Annotated in this window: 18 protein-coding genes; 3 read left to right on the top strand and 15 right to left on the bottom strand. The window is 65.3% G+C overall.

The window, feature by feature from the left end; all coding sequences use genetic code 11:
• Positions 1-66: 66 nt before the first annotated feature.
• The 5 genes from RAD15_RS00780 to RAD15_RS00760 all read right to left on the bottom strand — a co-directional run bounded on the left by RAD15_RS00780 (position 67) and on the right by RAD15_RS00760 (position 7,028).
• Positions 67-1,221, bottom strand: a complete 1,155-nt coding sequence (locus RAD15_RS00780; RefSeq protein WP_458173416.1) for an ABC transporter substrate-binding protein — start codon at positions 1,219-1,221, stop codon at positions 67-69.
• 76 nt (positions 1,222-1,297) lie between these two features.
• Positions 1,298-2,503: a xanthine dehydrogenase family Fe-S subunit gene (locus tag RAD15_RS00775; protein ID WP_458173414.1), complete on the bottom strand. Its 1,206-nt coding sequence runs from the start codon at positions 2,501-2,503 to the stop codon at positions 1,298-1,300.
• On the bottom strand, positions 2,500-3,336 hold the full coding sequence (locus tag RAD15_RS00770; RefSeq protein WP_458173412.1) for an FAD binding domain-containing protein: 837 nt from the start codon (positions 3,334-3,336) through the stop codon (positions 2,500-2,502). Before RAD15_RS00770 ends, RAD15_RS00775 begins: the two co-directional genes overlap by 4 nt.
• Positions 3,333-5,726 carry a xanthine dehydrogenase family protein molybdopterin-binding subunit gene (locus RAD15_RS00765; RefSeq protein ID WP_458173410.1) on the bottom strand — a complete coding sequence of 798 codons (2,394 nt, stop codon included), beginning with the start codon at positions 5,724-5,726 and terminating at the stop codon, positions 3,333-3,335. The genes RAD15_RS00770 and RAD15_RS00765 overlap by 4 nt, the downstream gene beginning before the upstream one ends.
• 9 nt (positions 5,727-5,735) lie before the next feature.
• Entirely contained in the window at positions 5,736-7,028 is a 1,293-nt protein-coding gene (locus RAD15_RS00760) for an amidohydrolase/deacetylase family metallohydrolase (protein WP_458174957.1), read from the bottom strand.
• Between the two features lie 182 nt (positions 7,029-7,210).
• Here RAD15_RS00760 and RAD15_RS00755 point away from each other — a divergent pair, with 182 nt between their 5' ends.
• From RAD15_RS00755 to RAD15_RS00745, 3 genes are all read left to right on the top strand, one after another.
• Positions 7,211-7,705, top strand: a complete 495-nt coding sequence (locus tag RAD15_RS00755; protein ID WP_458173408.1) for a MarR family winged helix-turn-helix transcriptional regulator — start codon at positions 7,211-7,213, stop codon at positions 7,703-7,705.
• A 288-nt stretch (positions 7,706-7,993) separates the two neighbouring features.
• A complete protein-coding gene (locus RAD15_RS00750) occupies positions 7,994-9,412 on the top strand; it encodes a cytosine permease (protein ID WP_458173406.1) in 1,419 nt (472 codons plus the stop codon).
• 9 nt (positions 9,413-9,421) lie between these two features.
• Entirely contained in the window at positions 9,422-10,360 is a 939-nt protein-coding gene (locus RAD15_RS00745; protein ID WP_458173404.1) for an acetamidase/formamidase family protein, read from the top strand.
• Here the strand turns inward: RAD15_RS00745 and RAD15_RS00740 are convergent, their stop codons facing one another.
• The 10 genes from RAD15_RS00740 to RAD15_RS00695 all read right to left on the bottom strand — a co-directional run bounded on the left by RAD15_RS00740 (position 10,361) and on the right by RAD15_RS00695 (position 20,518).
• Entirely contained in the window at positions 10,361-11,122 is a 762-nt protein-coding gene (locus RAD15_RS00740; RefSeq protein ID WP_458173402.1) for an SDR family NAD(P)-dependent oxidoreductase, read from the bottom strand.
• 51 nt (positions 11,123-11,173) lie between these two features.
• On the bottom strand, positions 11,174-12,913 hold the full coding sequence (locus RAD15_RS00735) for a nitrilase-related carbon-nitrogen hydrolase (RefSeq protein WP_458173400.1): 1,740 nt from the start codon (positions 12,911-12,913) through the stop codon (positions 11,174-11,176).
• 13 nt (positions 12,914-12,926) lie between these two features.
• Positions 12,927-13,916, bottom strand: a complete 990-nt coding sequence (locus RAD15_RS00730; RefSeq protein WP_458173398.1) for an acetamidase/formamidase family protein — start codon at positions 13,914-13,916, stop codon at positions 12,927-12,929.
• Positions 13,917-13,948: 32 nt separating this feature from the next.
• Positions 13,949-14,668, bottom strand: coding sequence for an ABC transporter ATP-binding protein (locus RAD15_RS00725; protein WP_458174955.1), 720 nt, complete (start codon positions 14,666-14,668; stop codon positions 13,949-13,951).
• 1 nt (position 14,669) lies between these two features.
• A complete protein-coding gene (locus tag RAD15_RS00720; RefSeq protein ID WP_458173396.1) occupies positions 14,670-15,386 on the bottom strand; it encodes an ATP-binding cassette domain-containing protein in 717 nt (238 codons plus the stop codon).
• Complete coding sequence (locus RAD15_RS00715) at positions 15,386-16,450, bottom strand: branched-chain amino acid ABC transporter permease (protein WP_458173395.1); 1,065 nt, start codon at positions 16,448-16,450, stop codon at positions 15,386-15,388. Before RAD15_RS00715 ends, RAD15_RS00720 begins: the two co-directional genes overlap by 1 nt.
• A 15-nt stretch (positions 16,451-16,465) precedes the next feature.
• Positions 16,466-17,338, bottom strand: a complete 873-nt coding sequence (locus tag RAD15_RS00710) for an ABC transporter permease subunit (protein ID WP_458173393.1) — start codon at positions 17,336-17,338, stop codon at positions 16,466-16,468.
• A gap of 105 nt (positions 17,339-17,443) precedes the next feature.
• Positions 17,444-18,685, bottom strand: coding sequence for an urea ABC transporter substrate-binding protein (locus tag RAD15_RS00705; RefSeq protein WP_458173392.1), 1,242 nt, complete (start codon positions 18,683-18,685; stop codon positions 17,444-17,446).
• Between the two features lie 10 nt (positions 18,686-18,695).
• A complete protein-coding gene (locus tag RAD15_RS00700; RefSeq protein ID WP_458173390.1) occupies positions 18,696-19,361 on the bottom strand; it encodes an ANTAR domain-containing response regulator in 666 nt (221 codons plus the stop codon).
• Positions 19,358-20,518 (bottom strand): transporter substrate-binding domain-containing protein, encoded by a 1,161-nt coding sequence (locus RAD15_RS00695; RefSeq protein WP_458173388.1) that lies wholly within the window; start codon positions 20,516-20,518, stop codon positions 19,358-19,360. The genes RAD15_RS00700 and RAD15_RS00695 overlap by 4 nt, the downstream gene beginning before the upstream one ends.
• Between the last annotated feature and the right edge of the window lie 78 nt (positions 20,519-20,596).

Here is a 20,596-nt window from a genome sequence, read left to right as displayed (position 1 = left end):
GATCCCGATTAACCCGCAATGTGGCGAGAGCGGCGGTGGGCCGCCCTCGCCTCTTATCAAGCGATGCTAAAGCGTCTTCATCTCGATCTTGCCGTCGCTGATCTCGATGAGATAGACGTTCGGCTGGCTCTGCCCGCTCTCCTTGCCCTCGGGGCCGGACTTGCGGAACACGATGTCGCCGTTGAGCCCCTTCACCTTGATGTCCCAGAACGCGGCCTTGATCGCCGCCGGTTCGGCCTTGCCGGCCTTCTCGATCGCGGCCGCCGCGGTGCGGATGCCGTCATAACCGCGGAAGCTTTCGGTGCAGCCGGCGAACTCGAAGCCGCGCTTCTTCCACTCCGAGATGAAATAGTTGGTCGCTTCCGGGTTCGGTGTCTTGTCGGGGAACCACGGCAGGAACGTCGTCAGATGCATGGTGCCGTTGGCGGCGGCGCCAGCCTGGGCGATGATCTGGTCCGGATTCTGCGAACCGCCGGTGGTGATGATGCGCTTCTTCAGGCCCAGTGCGGCGGCCTGCTTGAAGATCAGCGTCAGCTGGTCGACCGCAGTGGTGACAATGACCGTCTCGGACTCCGAGCTCTTGATCTTGGAGAGCTGCGCGCTCATGTCCTGCGCGCCCTGGTCCATGGTCTCGACCAGGCCGACGCTGATCCCTTTCTCCTTCATCATCTTGCTGAAGTCCTCGGCGGTGCCGCGGCCCCAGTCATTGTTGATGACGAGGAAGTCGACCTTCTTGAGCGCGAGCTTGTCGACGATGTTCTTGAACGCCGCCGCCTCGACCGCCGAGGGCGGCGAGATACGGAAGATGAAGGGATTGCCGGTCGTCGTGATCTTTCCGGAGGACGAGGTCTCCACCACCATCGGCGTCTCATACTCCATCAGCTTCGGCATCACCGCGAGCGTCAGGCTCGAGCCCCAGGCGCCCATCAGCACCGGAACCTTGTCGCTGGTGATGAGCTTTTCGGCGACGGCGGCAGCTTCCGTCGGGTTGCTCTTGTTGTCCTCGATCACCAGCTCGATCTTCTTGCCGAGGATGCCGCCCTTGGCGTTGATCTCGTCGGCGGCAATCTTGGCGCCGTTGACGACGTAGGTGCCGGAGGCCGCGAAGGCGCCGGTGAGCGGCTCGTTGACGCCGATCTTGATGGTCTGCGCCCCTGCTGTGCCGCCTAACAAGGCCGTCGCCAGCGCGATGGCCGGAACCAGTCCGAGTGCTCGTGTCATGTTGTCTCTCCAAATCCAACGCTGTTGATCTTTATGGCAGTCCAAGCTTCGTCACTCTGCGGCGCGACCGCGCCGGTCATTCCGCTCCACCGTTCCTGCTGAAGAGGCGGCCAAAGATGCGCGCGAGGCTGGCGCGCAAGACGTCGAAGACGATCGAGAGACCCCTGAGCTCCGCCGCGGTCGCCTCTCGCAGCGGCGCGCCCGACATCTTCCGGTCGAGATTGCTGGCGAAGTCGGCAACCAGCCGTTTGGCGAGATCCCGCACCAGGCCGGCACGACCGACCTGGGCCAGCATCCCCGTGAGCGTGTAGCCGATCGACAGCTCGACGGAGGTCGCCGTGCCGCCATCCAGCGGCAGCAGGCGATAACGGATTTCGCCTTGCGTCGCGGAGTGGCTGCGCCGGTCGGTGCCAATGCCGACGATGCGGCCTGAGAGCGTCAGGGGATCGCGCTCGACGCGCGCGGCTCCCTCGAAGGTCGCCGCGATCGGCCCGAGTCTGACGCGGATCGCACCTTCGACGCGATCCGGGGTCGGCGGTGCCGTCAGCGAGACGCCGGGAAGGCAAGCTGCAACGCCGGCGATATCATCGAACATCGCAAACACCTGTGACGGCGCATGCGGCAGCGTGAAGCACTGGTCGAGGACGGTCGCCGGGGCGAAGTCCGGGATACTGTCCGGTGCGACACTCTCGGATGCCGGGACGAACTCCTGCCGCGCAAGCCGCGTCGGCCGCTCGTTCGACCCAGGCGCGGCCCGCCCTGATCCGACCGGGCCAAGATCAGTGCGGCCGCCACCTGTCTTCGGCGCGATGTTGCGCGCACGTCGTGCCTCGATCACGGACTGCACGGCCCGCACGATGCCGACATAGCCGGTGCAGCGGCAGAGATTGCCGCTCAGGCCCACCCGGATTTGCCGCTCGTCGGCATCGGGCAGGCGCAACACCAGGTCGCGCGCGGAGACCAACATTCCCGGCGTGCAATAGCCGCATTGCAGCGCATGCTCCCGGGTGAAGGCGGTGCGCAACTCGGCCGTGACCTCGTCGTCGTCGAGGCCTTCGATGGTGGTGATGTCTGCGCCTTCGCAGGCCACCGCATAGGTGATGCAGGAGCGCGCAGGCACGCCGTCGAGCAGCACGGTGCAGGCACCGCAGACGCCGTGCTCGCAGCCGAGATGGGTGCCGGTCAGATCGAGCCTGTCGCGGACGAAATCGGCAAGGCTGGTGCGTGGCTCGGCCGAGACCTCGACCGCGCGGCGGTTGACGTTGAGAGCGATCGTGGTCATGCGGCGGCCTCATGGACGGCACGCTTCAACACGCTGACATGGATATGGCGCTGCGCCGCATCGTCGATGCCGGCCTTGGCCAGCAGCGCGTCGGCAACGCGGGGGTCGAAGCGCTGCTTGTAGTCGGTGGCAATCCGTCCGCCGAACAGCTCGGCCGCATCGGTCACGACGATCGGCGCCGCGTCGATCGCGCCGATCACGACCCGGGCGATGGCGGCAGCCGGGTCGATCAGGACCGCGCCGATGGCGTGGGCAAACTCGCCGGTCTTGCGGCAGCTCTTGGCATAGCCCCAATGCGTCGAGGCGGCTCGAGCCGGTACATGGACGGCCTCGACGATCTCGCCCGTGTGCAACGCCGATTCAAAGGCGCCGACGACGAAGGCCTCGACGGCCATCGTGCGTGCGCCGGCGAGGCTGCGCAGCGTCACCCGCGCCCCCAACGCCGCGAGCGCCGAAATCCAGTCCGCCGCGGGATCGGCGTGGCTGAGCGAGCCGCCGATGGTGCCGCGGTTGCGTACGGCGCGATAGGCGATGTTGGCCGCGACAGCGCGCATGGCGCCGCGCGTCACGTCGGCCGTGCGGCCGTCCTCGATATCGGCGTGGGTGACTAGGGCGCCGAGCACCAGCTCAGCGCCGGAAATCTCCGCGCGCTTGAGCTCGGCAAGACCGGAGATGTCGACGATCAGTTCGGGCTGCACCAGCCGCAGATTGAGCATCGGTCCGAGCGACTGGCCGCCCGCAATGATCTTCGCCGATCCCCTGCTCGCGGCGAGCATCGACAGTGCTGCGTTGAGGTCGCGCGGGCGCTCGTAGCCGAAAGGCGCCGGCTTCATGCCCCGCTCCTTTCGACCGCGCGGGCGGCCAGCACGGCTTCGACGACGCGATACGGCGTGATCGGCGACTGCATCAGCTCGACACCGAGCGGGCGCAGCGCATCGTTGACGGCATTGGCGATCGCAGCGGGCGGCGCAATCGCACCGCCCTCGCCGATGCCCTTTACGCCGAACTGCGTATAGGGCGACGGCGTCTCCATGTGATCGAGGCGCGCGGCGGGAACCTCGGTCGGGCCCGGCAGCAGATAGTCGGCGAGCGTCGTCGCCAGCGGCTGGCCGGAGGCATCGAACGGCATTTCCTCGTAGAGCGCGGTGCCGATGCCTTGCGCGAGGCCGCCATAGATCTGGCCGTCAACGACGAGCGGATTGACCAGCACGCCGCCGTCCTCGACGATCACGTAATCGAGGATCTCGACCTCGCCGAGATCAGGATCGACGGCGACGACAGCCGCATGCGCGGCATAGCTGAAGGTACCGCTGTCGCGCACGGGCTTGTAGCCTTGCGTCACTTCCAGCCCGCCGGGATCGACATCGGCCGGCAGGTCCTGCGGGCGGCGATACCAGGTGTGGGCGATCGCCTTAAGGCTGACGCTGCCATTGACGCCACGGACCTCGCCATTCTGCAACACCACCGAGGCCGGATCGTGCTGCAACAGCTTTGCGCCGATGCGCCGCGCACGCTCGCCGAGCTCGCGGCAGGCGGTGGCAACCGCACCGCCGGCCATCACCATCGAGCGCGAGCCCCAGGTGCCGGTCGAATAGGGCGTCATCGCGGTGTCGCCGAGGATGATGCGGATCTTTGCGACGTCGATGCCGAGCATCTCATGCGCGACCTGGGCGAGCGTCGTTTCCATGCCCTGCCCGTGCGAATGCACGCCGACGCGCAGCTCGAGGCCGCCATCCGGCGTCAGCCGTGCGGAGGCCTGCTCGTGGCCCGGCACCATCGGAATGCCCCAGCCGGAATAGACCGACGTGCCGTGCGCGGCCTGCTCGCAATAGATGGAGACGCCGACGCCGACCCGGCGGCCGTCGGCCTCGCCCTGGCCCTGCCTGGCACGAATGGCCTCAATGTCGACCGCAGCGAGCGCACGGCGCATCGCTTCCGGATAGTCACCGCTGTCAAAATGCTTTTTGGTGATGTTGTCGAACGGCATCTGCTCCGGCTGCACCAGATTGCGCAGCCGCACCTCGCCAGGCTCCAGGCCAGCCTCGACCGCCACGAGATCGAGCATCAATTCCAGCGCAAAGCACACGCCGGTGCGCGCCACGCCGCGATACGGCAGAATCGGACATTTGTTGGTGGCGACCGAGAAGGTGCGGCAGCGATAGGCCGGCATCTTGTAGGGGCCGGGCAGGATGCTCGCGACCTGTGCGGCCTCCAGGCACGCCGAGAACGGATAGGACGAGTAAGCGCCGGAATCCACGGTCGCCTCGCAATCGATGCCGCGCAACGTCCCGTCGCTGTCAGCATAGACCGTGATCCTGTAATGGTGCTCGCGGCAATTGGAGCTGGCCACGAGGTGTTCGCGGCGATCCTCCGTCCAGCGCACGGGATGGCCACGGCTCATCGTCAGCCAGGACAGGCAGACTTCTTCAGGCAGCAGAATACCCTTGTGGCCGAAGCCACCGCCGACATCGGGCGAGATGACGCGGATCTGGCCTTCCTCCATGCCGAGACATTCGGCAAGGCCGCTGCGCGTGATGTGCGGCATCTGGGCCGCCGAATGCAGCGTGAGCTGATCGAGCCGGCGGTCGAAATTCGCGACCACGCCGCGGCCCTCCAGTGGCGACATGCATTGCCGCGCCGTCGAGATCTCGCGCGTCACCTTGATCGGCGCGTCGAGCGCGGCGGAAATGTCGACCTCGTAATTGGTCTCGAGGAAGACATTGTCGCCCCAATGCTCGTGCACCAGCGCCGAGCCCGGCTCGCGCGCCTTCAGCATGTCGTAGATCGCGGGAAGCTCCTCCAGATCGAGTGTCACCGATGCCGCAATGTCCTCCGCTTCGGCGCGCGTCGGCGCGACGCACATCGCGACGAGCTCGCCGACCTGGCGCACCTTGCCGGTGGCGAGCACCGGCTGCTCGGATATCTTGAAGCCCGGCAGTCCTGATACCGCGCGGATCGGCTTGATGCCGACGAGGTCGGCTGCCGTGAACACGCGACCGCGATAGCGCTCGGGCACGTGGACGCCGCGGATCTTCGCATGCGCCAGCGGACTGCGCACGAAGGCGACGTCCTGAAGACCCGCGAGCCTGATGTCGGCGACGTACTGGCCGCGGCCGCGCATCAGGCGGTCGTCCTCCTTCCGCGGCAGCCTTGCGCCCACGCCCTGCCCGGACTTGCCGGAAGGAAACTCCCGCTCGTTGCGCACGCCGGCGTTCTCCTTCACTGCCTGGCCTTACGCCGCGACGGCCTGCGGCAGGATCGGCGCGACCGCGTCGAAACGCGTGCCGGCGCGCAGGCAGAACGCAGGCTGAAGCAGACGTTCGGCGATCACCTCGTTCTTCTCGTTGTCCTTGAGGACGAAACGGCCGTTCTGCTCCGTGAGCACGGAGACGTCGGCGTCCATGCCGACCTTGAGCGCGCCGATCTCGGCGCTGCGGCCGAGCATCTTGGCGGGATTGGCGGTGACCATCGGCACCACCTGCTCCAGCGACAAGCCGAGCGCCATCATTGAGCTCATCGCCTGCACCAGGCTGAACTTGGCCTGCCCGGCGAACGGGTGGTTCTCGTCGTCCTCGTGCTCGTCGGGCGTTCCGGCCGGCGCGGGCACATGGGTGTTGTAGCCGTGGATGTCGGCGCCCAAGGTGGTCGGGATGATGCCGGCAGCGATCGCTTTCTTGGCGAGCCGGTAGGAGAAGTGACTGCCGTGACCGACATCGACCTTCAGCCCGCGATCGAGCGCCGCCTGGATCACCGGATGCACCTCACCCTCGCGATTGACGAAGCCGCCGGGATGGCGCGTGAAGGGATGGGCGAGAATGTCGCCTTCGCGCAAGAGCGGGATCACGCGCGTAAGGATGGTGTCGGCATCCTCGCCATTGGCGCCGCTCTCGGGCAGGCCCCAGAGCTGGCCGAAATGCACATAGACCGGCAGGTCGGCGCGCTTGCCGATCTCCGCCGCCATTTCGATGACGCGGATGCCCCAGCGCGCGAAACCGCCGATCTCGGCATGGGCCTTGATGCCGCGCACGAGATCGAGATTGGCCGTCGCCGACTTCACCGTCGCATCGATGTCGACACCGTCGGGGCTGTAGAGCTTCGGGTAGAAATGCCCTTCGAGTCCGCCGACGAGATAGGCCGACAGAAAGGCATAGACGCGCGAGGCCGCGGCCTCCGCGATGAAATGGCGAAAGCCGGGCAGCGTCATGCAGGACGGGCCACCCTGGTCGATCACCGTGGTCACGCCCGATTGCACGCCGACCATGTCGGCGTTCATGCCGAAGCGGCCGGAGACATATTGATAGACATGCGCATGGGTATCGATCAGTCCGGGCAGGACCAGCTTGCCGCTGACATCGACGACCTCCTTGGCGCTGGTCGGCAGAATGTCGGACGCGACCGCCGCGATCTTGCCTCCGCGGATGGCGACGTCCCTGATGCCGTCCACGCCGGAGGCCGGACAGATCACGCGACCACCTCGCAGCAGAAGGTCGAAGTGGGCAGTAATGGAGCTGGCAGTGACAGGCATGGCGCCCTCCTCGATCTCGCGCAGGCGGTTGCCCGCCTTCGGATTACGAAGCATGCTTCGCATTTCGATACGAAGTATGCTTCGTATTTTGACAAAAGCAAGCATCATGCCATTATCAGGTGCTGGCGGGCGCACTCGAATCGGGCTAAGCGCGGCAGGGTTTTGGCTTGGGAGAGTGTGCATTGCGGCAGGCAAGGAAACGTCGCAGCGGGAGCAAGCACCGCCCTTGGCCCCTGTCCCAACGTCCCGGATATCTGATCCGCCGGCTGCACCAGATTCACGTCGCGTTGTTTCAGGAGGCCTGCGGCGCGTTCGAGGTCACGCCGCTGCAATACAGCCTGCTCTCGGCGCTTGCGGCGCGCGAAACCGCCGATCAGACCACTTTGGCGGCCGATATCGCCCTCGATCGAACCACAACGACCGGCGCATTGAAGCGGCTCGCGGCACGAAACCTGGTCGAGCGCGCCGTCAACAAGGACGATCGCCGTGCGCGCTTGTGCCGATTGACCCCGGCGGGCGCAGCCTTGCTGGTCAAGATCGAGGGCGCGGCGCGACGCGCGCACCGCGCAACGCTGGGCGATTTGAGCGAACGGGAACAGGCGCTCTTCATCGAGATGATGCAGCGCATCGTGGCCGGCGACCCCAGTCGCGACAGTTCCGCTGCCCTATTCGATTAGAAGCGGCTGCCGCACTTTTGAGTTGGGCTGCTCAATTTATCATCGTACCGCTGCTCGGCCGTGCAACGTCCTCCGCCTTTCGCCGGCACGCTTAAGCCGCGAAGTGATCTCACACGAGTGTCGCAGCGATCAGACGCGTGAGCTCAGCCCGCACTTGAAAACGCAGTAGCAATCCGGTGCGTGCACACTGCATCCGGCAGCGGCGCAAGCCCTGCTCCGGCCGCACCAGAACCAATGGCACGATTTATGCTGCGACGATGCGAAGCGTGCTTCGTATTGGGGGATGTCATGACGGATTCCGAACTTCGCGCTGATATTCACAGCATCGAGCCAATTCCCGATGCGGACCGGGACTCGACGGGGCCGCAGCAGATGTGGATCTGGGCCGGCGCCAACATCGCGCCGGTCAACTGGGCGCTCGGCGCGCTCGGCATCATTCTCAAGCTCGGCCTGATGGAGACGATTGCGGTCATCGTGCTCGGCAACATCGTCGGCTGCGCGATCTTCGCCACCTTCACGGTGATGGGGCACAAGACCGGGGTCAACCAGATGGTGCTGAGCCGGTCCGCGTTCGGCGTCCGCGGCGCCTACCTGCCCAGCATCCTGATGTTCGTGATGACGCTGGGCTGGATCGGCGTGAACACCTACTTCCCGGTGAAGGTCTCGATCGGCATCCTCGGCCAGTTCGGCATCCCGGACACCTGGCTGATCGAGATCGTCATCATCACCTTGGTGATGGCGGCGCAGGTCCTGATCGGGGTCTACGGCTTCTACGCGATCAGCACCTTCGAGAAATATACGGTGCCGCCGACCATCGCCATCATGGTGCTGATGAGCATTTTGGCGTGGACCCGTCCCGGCGTCGTCAATTGGAGCCTTGCGACCTCGCTGCCGCCGGGCGCGCATTTGGCGATGCTGACGCTGCTGATGACCGCGATCGGCGTCGGCTGGGGCATTTCCTGGGTCACCTGGGCCTCCGACTATTCGCGCTTCGTGCCCAAAAGCGTGCCTTCGAAGTCCGTGTTCTGGTACAGCTATATCGGCATGTTCGTGCCGACGGTCTGGCTCGGCATTCTCGGCGCAACCATCGCCTCGACGACGCTGGACACCGATCCCGCCAAGATGGTGAGCGCGGTGTTCGGCGGACCGGTCAGCATCCTGGTCCTGCTGATGGTGCTGCACGGCCCGATCGCGACCAACATCCTCAACGTCTACTCGGCGACGCTGGCCGCGCTCAGCGCAGGGCTCAAATTCCCGCGCCTCTGGCTCACCGTCATCGTCGGCGTCGCCGGCTATCTGGTCACGCTGTACTTCATCTTCGCGCCGTCCTTTGCGAAAGCATTCGACAATTGGATGATCAGCCTGCTGTTATGGATGAGCCCGTGGGCCGGCGTGGTGCTCGCGGACTTCTTCATCAAGCGAAAGGGCAAGATCGATGTCGCCGAGCTCTATCGCTCGCCGGAGACCAGCGCCTATGGCGACATCAACTGGGCCGGCATGATCGCGTTCTTCGCGGGCCTCGTTTCCGGTTGGCTGGTCGAGGACGGCCTGGTCGGCGCGCTTCAGGGACCGATCTCGATCAATCTGCTCGGCGGCGCCGATCTGAGCTGGCTGTTCGGGATCGGGGTCTCAGGTTTGGTCTATCTTGCGCTGGGCAAGCTCGTGACGTCGCCTTCCTCGATCGTTGCGAGCAGCGCAGGCAGGTAGCCAGAGGTCATGGACTTCGTTCTGCGATCTGTACCCGGAAACGTCCAGTGGGGGCTTTGGGATGGACGATTGACACCGGCGCTCCGGATTGCATCCGGAGACCGCGTCACCATCGAGACCCTCTCGGGCGAGCCGGACGATCTGCCCGATCCGTCGCTCGGCTATGACACCGTCCCCGGACATGCGGAGGTGCTGGCAGGCACGTTTCGCGGTCCGGGGCCGCATCTCCTCACCGGTCCCATCCACATCGAGGGCGCCGAGCCCGGTGACGTCCTTGAAGTCCGCGTCCTCGACATCGAGCTGCGCTGCAATTGGGGCTGGAACCTCCAGGTTCCGACGCTCGGCACGCTGCCGGAGGACTTTCCCGAGTTTCGCCGCATCCACATTCCGCTGGACCGGGCCCGCAACGTCGCAGGTCTGCCTTGGGGGCAGGAGCTGCCGCTCGCCCCCTTCTTCGGCAATTTCGGCGTCGCTCCGCCGCCGGCATGGGGACGGCTGTCCTCAAAGGAGCCGCGGGCGTTCGGCGGCAACATGGACAACAAGGAGCTCGGCGCCGGCAGCACGGTTTATTTTCCGGTCTTCGTGCCGGGGGCCCTGTTCTCCGCCGGCGACGGCCACGCGCTTCAGGGCGACGGCGAAGTCTGCCTGACAGCGATCGAGGCCGCGCTCACCGGCACCTTCGAATTCCACGTCCGCCGCGATCTCCATCTCGCCTCGCCGCGCGCGGAAACGGCGTCCGACTGGATCACGATGGGATTCGATGAAGACCTCGATGATGCAGCCAAGGCTGCGCTGCGCGACATGATCGCGCTGATCCGCGAGCACAGCGGCCTCAGCGCGCAGGATTCCTATACACTCTGCTCGATTGCCGCGGACCTGCGCGTCACGCAGATGGTCGACGGCAACAAGGGCATCCACTGCGTGCTGGCAAAATCCCGCATGCCCTGATCAGAACTGGACACCGCGCGTTAACGCACCGTCGACGACGAGGTTCGTCCCGGTGATGAAGCTTGCCGCACGGCTCGCGAGAAACACCGCCGCGTTGGCCATTTCCTGCGGAGTGCCCATCCGCCCGGTGGGGTTGAGTGCGAGCGCCGTCTTGTAGAGCTCGGGGTTGTTGTCCTTGATCATGTTCCAGACCCCGTCCTCGAAATAGGTGTTGCCCGGTGAGACCGTGTTGGCCCGGATGCCCTTCCCCGCCAGTTGATTGGCGAGCACTTGCGTGTAGTGGATGATCGCCGCCTTGAAGGTGCTGTAGGGACCGGCGGCGAAATCGACCTCGCGCCCGGAGACGCTGGAGATGGTGACGATGGCAGCGGCCTCGCTCTTCTCCAGATACGGCATGGCCGCGTTCACCAGGCGGACGGTGCCCATCATGTCGGTTGAAAATTCCTTCTCCCAGCTTTCGTCGTCCTGCCCGATGGCGAGCGCGCTGACATTGGCGACGACGACGTCGATACCGCCGAGCTTGTGCGCCATGTCACCGACCCAGGCCTTGAGCGCTGCGCCGTCGGAAACATCGACCGCGCCACCAAATGCCGCGACGCCCCTGGCCTTGAGCGCGGCGACTGCGCTCTCGACTTCCGCGGGGTTGCGGGAGCAGATGCCGACGTTGGCGCCTTCGGCCGCGAAGGTTTCGGCGATCGCCCGGCCGATGCCCTTGGTGCTTCCGGTGACGAGAACTTTGGCGCCCTTGAGTCCGAGATCCATGGTCGGTTTCCTTTTCTTTGTTGAGCTCCGTCGATCCTGTTCGCCGCCGCGTCAGTAGTTGCTTGCGGCGGCCTTGACCAGAGCGCGATAGCTGTGCGGCATGCGCATCGAGACCAGGTCCTTTCGCCGCGCAACGTTGGTCGGATAGACGCTGTCGAGATTGCTGGTGTCGACCAGCGCCGTAGCAAGGCCCGCGCCGCCAAAAACGATCGCCTCCCGGCGCGGGAATTCGAACGTATCAGGCCCGAACACACCGCTCAGGCCGGGATAGCCGCGTTCGGGATCGACGACATTGGCGAAGGCAAGGAATACGTTGTTCTCACCGGCGCGCACGCGAAAATGATGCCAGTGGTGCGGATCAGGCCCCGTCGGAATCGGACTTGGCTGCATCACCTCGGTGCCCGCGTGCGACGAGCTGAAGCCCTCCTTGATGGCCGCGGGGCAGACGATGAGGTCGCACCCGCGCAGTGCCAGCACCCGCCCCGCTTCCGGAAATGACGCGTCGTGGCCGATCAGAAGCCCGACGCGGCCGACCGGCGTATCGACGACGGTCCACCCATCGCCGGCGGTCGCCCAGCTTCTCTCGTCAGCCAAAAGATGCGTCTTGCGATAGACCGATATCTGCCCGTCGGGCGCGACCAGGCACGCGCTGTTGTAGAGCATCTCCCCGGCGCGCTCGGCCAGCCCGCAGACGAGATAGAGGCCGAGCCCGCCTGCGATCCTGCGCAACGTGTCCGTGGCCGGTCCCGGTATCGGTTGCGCCGATGCCGCGGGATCGGCCAGGCCCGTCACCGCCAGCTCCGGGAACACGACGAGCTCCGCACCCTCCGCCTTGGCCGCGCGCGCCTGCACCGCGATCTGCTTCAGATTTTGTACGACGTCATCACTTGGCGCAAATTGCGCGACGCTGACGCGCGACGTCTTGCCGGCCGGCCAGGGCTCGTGGCCATAGAGACCAAAGAAATCGCGCGGGTTCCAGCTGAACGTGTCGGTCAAGAGCTCCGGATAGAGCTCAGGCCGGCGCTGCACGAAGACCGCCTCCCCGAGCACGCGGCGCGCACGTGCGGCATCGAGATCGATCTCCGACAGTAGTACGCCGTCGCCGTTGTCGAGCACGGCAATCACCTGCCCGTCCGGCGCGATCACGCAGCTTCCGCCGCTGAACTGCACGGTGCGCTCGAGCCCCCATCGATTGCTCTCGATCACGTAGCAGCCGTTCTCGAAGGCACGGCTCATCCAGTAAGGTGCCGGCGTGCGCTCCGCCAGCCAGTTCGAGATGTGGCAGATGACGTCCGCGCCGCCGAGCGCCATTAGCCGCGCGGTTTCCACGAAGTGGATGTCCATGCAGATGAGCAGCGCAATCCGACCGATCGGCGTCTCGAACACCTGGTTGTGCAGATCGCCGGCCGCGGCCCATTTCGGCTCGGAGATGTAGGGATGCGTCTTGCGGTGGCGGCCGACGATGCCGTCGGGCCCGATCAGAACGGCGGTGTTGAAGTAGATGTCGTCCTCGTCGGCTTCGGGCATACCGACCACGATGTAGCAGTCATGCTTGCGCGCCAGCGCCGCAAAGCGGTCGGTGGTCGGTCCCGGAACCTTCTCGACAAAGGGCCGAACCTCGGCACGGTCGAACCAGCAATAGCCGGTCGTCCCCATTTCCGGCGTGACGATCAGCTTCGCACCGGCCGCCGCCGCCTGCTCACAGAGCTCGAGCAGGCGCGCGATGTTGCGCGCCTTTTCGAACATGGTCGGCTCGAACTGGACGGCGGCGACCTTGTGCTTGCTGGACATGATCCGGGCGACCTCAGACGAGATAGGACTTCTTGATGGAAGCCCCGAGCGTGTATTTGGGATCGACCATGTTGCCGAGCCTGACGCGGCCGGCCTGGGTCAGCAGCATGTAGGCGTCGATCTCGTCGAAGCCGTAATCAGCCGCCATCCAGCGGCAGAGCTCGCGATAGGCGATGCGGGCTGCATCTTCCATCGGCCGGGCCGAGCCCACGGTCATGATGAAATCACGGGTCTCGAGCCGCGGCCAGGCGATGGTCCAGTTCTTGATGAGATCGACCTGCACCGTGGTTACGGTCGGATGCTCGATGGCGACGCCGCAGAGTTCGCCGTCGCCCTGCGCCGCATGGCAGTCGCCGAGATAGAGCAGCGCCCCCTTGGTGTTCACGGGCAGGTAGATGATGGCGCCGACGCCGACGTCCGGCAGGTCCATGTTGCCGCCGTAGTAATCCGGGACCAGCGAGGAGATCGCCTCGATCTCCGGCGAGGTGCCGATGGTGCCGATGAACGGCTCATAGGGCAGCGTGATCTTGTCGTTCCACTTGGTCCCGGTCTTGGCGTCGATCTCGAGCTTCTTGACCCGCTCGGGCAGCGCCGGGTTGAGCAGCGCAGTCTGACCGGTCGAAACCAGGCCGCCGAAATCCGGCATGACCACGGTAGTGCCGCACGGCTGCGGCCCACGCGGCACGATGCTCTCGATATAGACCGCGAGCGTGTCACCCTTCTCGGCGCCGTTGACGTGGATCGGACCGTTCTGCGGATTCAGGAACGGAAAATTGAGGATCTTCGACGGGCTGTCGGTCTCCTTCTTGATGGCGCCCTCGAACGCGTCATGGGTTTCGGCCGAGACGACCGCGCCGGGATCGACGGTCAGCACCGGCTTTACATAGGGGCCGTAGACATAATGGTACTTGCCCTGCTCGCTCTCCGTGATGGTGTAGGGGGTGCCGCGCTCGCCCTTGGCGACGCCCCTGCGTGCCATGATCGACTCTTTCTGCCAGGACATTTTCTTTTCTCCTTCTGCCGTAGGCCAGGCTTTCAAACCGCGAGATGGCGGCGCATCTCCGCCTCGTCGTCGAGCGCCGCGCGATCGAGACTTGCGACGATGCGTCCCTTGTCCATGACGTAGCAGCGCTGCGCCATGGCGCGGATCATGTCGAGATTCTGCTCGACCAGAATGATGGTCACGCCGGTCCTGCGATTGAGCTCGACCATGTTGCGCGCGATGTCCTGCACGATATTGGGCTGGATGCCCTCCGAAGGCTCGTCGAGCAGGATCAAATTGGGATCGGCGATCAGGACGCGTCCGATCGCAAGCTGCTGCTGCTGACCTCCGGACATGGTGCCGGCGCGCTGATGCCAGCGCTCTTCGAGGATCGGGAACGCCTCGACGATCCTGCGCCGCCCCGCCTCGGGAATGCCGCCACCCTTGATCGCCGCGCCCACTGCGACATTCTCGCCGACGGTCAGACGCGGAAACACGTCACGCCCCTGCGGCACGTAGCCCATGCCGAGGCGCGCGCGTTTGTGCGCGGGCAAGGATTCCACCGCCTCGCCGCGATAGACGATCGAGCCGCTCATCGCCGGCACGAGCCCGATCAGGCTCTTCATCAGCGTCGACTTACCGACGCCGTTGCGCCCGATGACGGCGACGATCTCGCCTTCCCGCACCTCGATCTCGAGGCCCTGGAGCACCGGCTTGCCGCCATAGCCGGCGCGCAGGCCCAGCGTGGCGAGGATCACTTCCTTGCGCGGCATATCAAGCATGGGCCTGCCCCAGATAGATCGCTGCCACGCGCTCGTCGGCGACGATCTCGTCGATCGAGCCCTGCGCAAAGACCTGGCCGAGATGCAGCACGGTGACGCGCTGGGCGACCTGGCGCACGAACGCCATGTCGTGCTCGATCGCCAGCACGGTCATGCCGCCGGCATTGAGCCGCTGCACCATCTCGCCCGTCATGTGGGTTTCCTCCGGCGACATGCCCGCCGTCGGCTCATCCAGCAGCAGAAGGCGCGGCTTCAGGCTGATCGCCATGCCGATCTCCAGCCATTGTTTCTGGCCGTGGCTGAGATTGCCCGCGGTCTGCGCCTGTTCGGATTCGAGGCCGAGAAAGCCGAGCAGCCGGACGATTTCGGCTTCGAGCTCCGTACCGCGATGCCGGCTCTGGAGTGCAATCTCGAGGTTTTGGCGGACGGACAGGCCCTTGAAGACGCCCGGCACCTGGAACTTGACCGACAGGCCGCGGTGAATGCGCGCAAAGGATTTCATCGCGGTGATGTTTTCTCCTGCGAAGAGAATGTCACCGCTACCCGGGTGATGCTCACCCAGGATCAGGCGGAACAGCGTGCTCTTGCCTGCACCGTTCGGGCCGATCAGGCAATGGATCTCGCCGGGCTCGAGCGTGAGGTTCACGGCGTTGGTGACGTGCAGCCCGCCAAAATGCTTGTTCAGCTCGCGCAGCTCGAGCAGCGACATCAGCCGGCCCTCCGCGTGAAGCGGGCCGCGAGGCGGCCGAGCCAGTTCATCACCCCGAGCACGAGCCCGTTCGGCGCGATCAGGACCGTGAGCACCAGCAGCACGCCCATGAACACGAGCGCGTACTGGCTGCCATAGATCGTCAGCGCCTGGAACGCGGCGAGCACCACCAGAGTGCCGATCAGGGTCGAGGTCAGGTCGCTGCGGCCGCCGACCGCGACCCAGATCAGCGGCAGCGCCGCCGCCGTCATGCCCATGCTCGACGGCGTGATGTACTGCCCCCACACCGTGTAGAGCACGCCGGACAGGCCCGCGAGCGCGGCGCCGATGACGAAGGTGATGAGCTGGTACTTGCGGATGTCGTAGCCGAGCATCTCCGCGCGCTCCGGGTTCTCGCGGATCGCGACGATGACGTTGCCGAACGACGAGTTCATCAGGATGCGCAAGGCCAGATAGACAAGGACCAGAAGGCCGAGCACGAAGTAGTAGAGCCCGACATCGGCGAACAGCACGATCGGCTCGCCCGGCCACGGGATGGTCAAGGGCGGCATCGCGCTCATGCCGTTGAAGCCGTTGAGCCGCGCAGCTCCGATGTGCCACTCCGGCCCCGCGGTCTGCGCCATGAAGCGCTCCAGCATCAGGGTCACGGCGAGCGTGACGATGCCGAGGAAGACGCCGGCGATGCGGCCGAAGAACATGAAGTAGCCGAGCAGGACCGCGAACAGCGCGGCGATCGCCACCGCCGCGATCAGCGCCACCAGCGTGAAGCCGCAGGCCGAGCCGAAATTGATGGTGAGGACACCGTAGCCATAGCCCGCGATCCCGAAGAACGCGGTCTGCCCGAAGGAGAGCGAGCCGCCATAGCCCCAGATCAGGCAGAGGCTGAGCGCAATGAAGACCCAGACGAAGAAATAGACGGTGTTGCCGACCGTGTAGCCGTCGCTGAACAACGGATAAGCGAGTGCGAGCGCGAGCACGAGCGCAAACAGGCTCCAGAAGGCCGGACCACGGCCGACGGTCTGCGGGCCCTCGAGACGGCGATACAAGGAGAGGAAACCGGTCACGACGCCATCACTCCGTCAGGTGCGCTCGCGCAGCACGAAGCCGGAGATGCCTTTCGGCAGAACCCGGACCACGATGATGACGGCGACCAACAAGCCGATCTGGCCGAACAGCTGCCCCTGCCACGACGTCATCACCGATTTCACCACCGCAAGCACGGTCCCGGCCGGCGCTGTGCCGAGGAAGACGTCGGCGCCGCCGATCACCACGGTGACGAAGGCCTCCATGATGAAGGTCGCGCCCATGGTCGGCACCAGCGTCATGGTCGGCGCATAGAGCCCGCCGGCCAGGCCCGCGAGCCCTGCCCCGCAGGCGAAGGTGAGGCTGTAGATCAGGCGCGTATCCACGCCGAGCGCCGCAGCCATATACGGCACCTGGATGGTGGCGCGCGCCAGCACGCCGAAGCGCGTCCAGTTGAACAGCGCATAGAGCGCGGCAAGCACGCCTAGCGCGGCGCAGAACAGCACAATGCGGTAGATCGAATAGGAGTAGTCACCAACCTGGAAGCTGCCGAACGGCGTGCCGACACCTGCCATCGTGGAGCCCACCATGATCAGCGTGCCCTGCGTGGCGATCAGGCTGAGCCCCCAGGTGGCGACGATGGTGTCGAGCGGCCTGTCGTAGAGATGGCGGATGACTGCGAGCTCCACCAATACACCGACCAGCGCCGACACGATGGTGCCCGCCAGAATGCCCAGCGGCAACGGCAGACCGGCATGCACGGTCGCCGCGGTGACATAGGCGCCGCACATGATGAACTCGCCATGGGCGAGATTGATCACGCCCATCATCCCGAAAATCACTGCAAGCCCGCAGGCCGAGAGCACCAGGAACGCAAAGGCGTCGCCGAATTGATAAAGCGCCGAGAAGACGTGGGTCGCGATGTCCATGAACCAACCCGATATGTGGGAAGACGCTGCGAAGTGTCAGTAATCACTCCGGCCCATCGGCAACGCCGGGGCCGCGCCGGGAGGGCCGGAGCGATCCGCCGCCGGTCAGGGTTTCGGCGGAGGATTCGATGGCGTGTACTGGGCCATCGGATCTTTCTTGGTGAGATCGCAGCCGGCTTCACCCAGCCAGTACGGCTTGATGTCCTCCCAGGTCTTCGGGAAGGAGATCGCGTGATCGGCGCCGACCTTGGCGAGATAGATCGTGTGCGACATGTGCTGACTCTTCGGATCGATGCAGACCTTGCCTTCCGGCGCATCCATGCAGACGTCGCCCATCGCGATCACCTTGCGGATGTCCTCGCGCTTGGTCGACTTCGCCCGCTCCACCATCTGCTTATAGAGATAGACGGCGAGATAGGAGTTTTCCGCCTCCTGGTTCACATAGGGTTCACTCGGGAACTTGGCCTTGAACTTGGCGTAGAACTCCTTGCTCTTCGGCGAGTCGATCTCCTCGATGTAGTTGGTGGTAACGTACATGTCCTTCAGGCTCGGCGGCTTGAAGCGCTTGTGCTCGTAGCCCTGGCCGACGTTGACCGAGGATGCCATCGGCAGGTTGACGTTGGCGGAGGCCGCCTGCTCGTAATAGGAGGCCTGTGCCGTGCCGACCAGCAGCGTGACCACGAAGTCGGGCTTGGCCTTCTGGATGTTCTGGATGCTCTGCGAGAATTGCGACACGCCGAGCGGGATGAACTCCTCGCCGGCCATCTTGCCGCCGTTCTCCTTGACGATCTTGCGGACCCATTCCGCCGAGATCTGGCCGAAATTGTAGTCGGCGGCGAGCGTGTAGACGTTCTTGCCGTACTTCTCCATCATGTAGGGAATGAGGGTGGAGAACTGCTGCTCCGGCACCGCACCGGTCACGATCATGTGGCCGTCGCAGACGCCGCCCTCATACTGATTGTTGTAGAAGGCGAAGCCGTTGAATTGGTCGACGATCGGCCGATAGGCCTCGCGCGAAGCCGAAGAGAAGCCCGCGAACACGACGTCGACCTTGTCGCGCTGGAGCACGCGCCGCATGAACTCCTGGTAACGGGTGTTGTCGGACTGCGTGTCGTAAGGCACGAGCTCGAGCGGCCGGCCCATGATGCCACCGGCCTTGTTGATCTCGTCGGCGGCGAGCTGGATCGCATGAACCTTGCCGATGGTGGCGGCGGCGAAATCGCCAGACTGATCCTCCAGCACGCCGAGCTTGATCGGGTTTTCCGCTGCGAGCGCCAGCTGTGATCCGAAGACAAGCGTCCCCGTGAGGGCTGCGGCGCGCAGCCCCCGCAATACAGACTTGTTCATTTTGCTTCTCCTAGATGACTTGCTTGTTGCCGCCTTGCAGCATGATGCCGGTTGTGCGGCCGGACGTGTCGGGCGGCTTCGCCCGCCTGCTCAGAAACTCCTCGCAATAGAGTTCCATGTTCTGCCGTGCGCGCATGCTTTCGCGTCGGAGCTGGGAATAGGCCCCCTCCTCGTCGAGACCGTCCTGCTGCATCAGCAGGATCACGGCCCGGATCACCGCGCGGCGGCCGCGGCGGCGCTCCTCGAGGCCCTGGAGGCGCTCGTACATTTCGGCGCGGAGCAGGAACTGGTTGATGCCCATGAAAAGGGACGTGTAGACCGCGCCGCCATGCACCGGCTTGCGCAGAAACGACGTCGCGCCGAGATTGACGAGAGCCTTGAGCCGGCTCGGTGCCTCGACGCCGACGAGGCCGATCACCGGCACCGGAGGCAGCCGCGAGGCCGGGTTGACCTCGATCGCAACCGCGCCTTCGAGGTCGCCGTCGACGAACAGGATGTCGCGCTCGGCCTGGAGGCCGGCGACATCGATCTGCGCGCGGCCGTCGATGATCTCCGGATATTCCGTGGAGACGCCGAGCTTGGCCAGCGTCGTTTCGAGCGCGCTCTCCCATCCGCCCCGCCGGGTGACGACGATGGCACGGCCGCCCTTGAAATTCTGCAGCAGTCGAGAGCTCATGATTGCACCACTTTCAAAAGCGGAGAGCGCATTGCGCTGGCAAAGCGCGGCGACGACTGGACGAGATAGGGATCGGGCGCGATCGGCTCGCGGGATTCCAGAAGCACCTCGAATTGCCCGTTCGCTGCCGAGCGGCCGATCCGTGGCGTGAGCCAAGCGTGAAAGGTCTGGCGGTCGATACGGACCTCCCCTTGCGGAGCGCGCAGCCGCTGATCCGCAACCGCGGCACGCACCGTGCGCGCGTCGTCGGTGCCGGCTTGTGACAACGCCGCCGCGAGCAGCTTGACGGCGTTGTACGACGACTCGGCGTCGGCCGACGAGACCGGTCCGTCCGGAAAGGACTTCGTGTAGGCATCGATGAAGGCGGCATTCTCCGGCGAATTCAGCGACGAGAAATAGACGCTCGACGACAGATGCCCGTCGATTGCATCCGGCCCGATCTCCGGCAGTTCCGGTTCAGACAGCGTGCAGCTCGCAACCGGGATTTCCGCAGCTTGGTCGATGCCGCGCGCGCGACAGGCGGCCCGGAACGCGCGAAAGAAGGCGTAGGCGCTGGTGCCGATCAGGTTGTTGAAGACGAAGTCCGGGCGCTGGTCGATGATCGCGGCAATGACCTGGTCGACCTCGGTGTCGCCCACTGAGAGGTAGCGCTCGGCGAGCACGGTGCCGCCGCGCGCAAGCAGCGCCTCGCGGAAGATGCGGTTGTTCTCCCACGCCCAGATGTAATTGGACCCGACGCAGAAGGCGCGGCTGCCGACGCGCGAGGCGAGATAGTCGACCAGCGGGAGGACGTGCTGATTTGGCGCAGCCCCGGTGTAGATGACGTTGTCGGAGCTCTCGAACCCCTCGTAGTGCGATGGATACCAGAGCATGCCGTCGAACTTCTCGAAACAGGGAATGACCTCCTTGCGGCTCGACGAGGTGTAGCAACCGACGACGTGGCGAACGCCCGAGTTGAGGAGTTCATGGCTGAGCGCGCGGTACTGCGCGAGCTCGCCGGAGGGATTGACCACGACCGGCTCCAGCGAGATCGTGTGGGTGCCTGCATTCACCTCGCTGAATGCGAGCAACGCTCCGTTGAGCATCGACCGCGCAACGACGCTGTACGATCCCGTCGTCGAGAACATCACGCCGATACGAAATTGCGTCCGCGCCATCACTCGATCCAAAACAAAAAAGCGCCCGCCGGCTGTTAAGCCGAGGGCGCTCTTGCCGCCAACCGAACACGCGGATTA

It is taken from the genome of Bradyrhizobium sp. 14AA (assembly GCF_054185205.1).
Note: the sequence above shows the minus strand (reverse complement) of the source record. Positions and strands in the feature narration are given on the sequence as shown.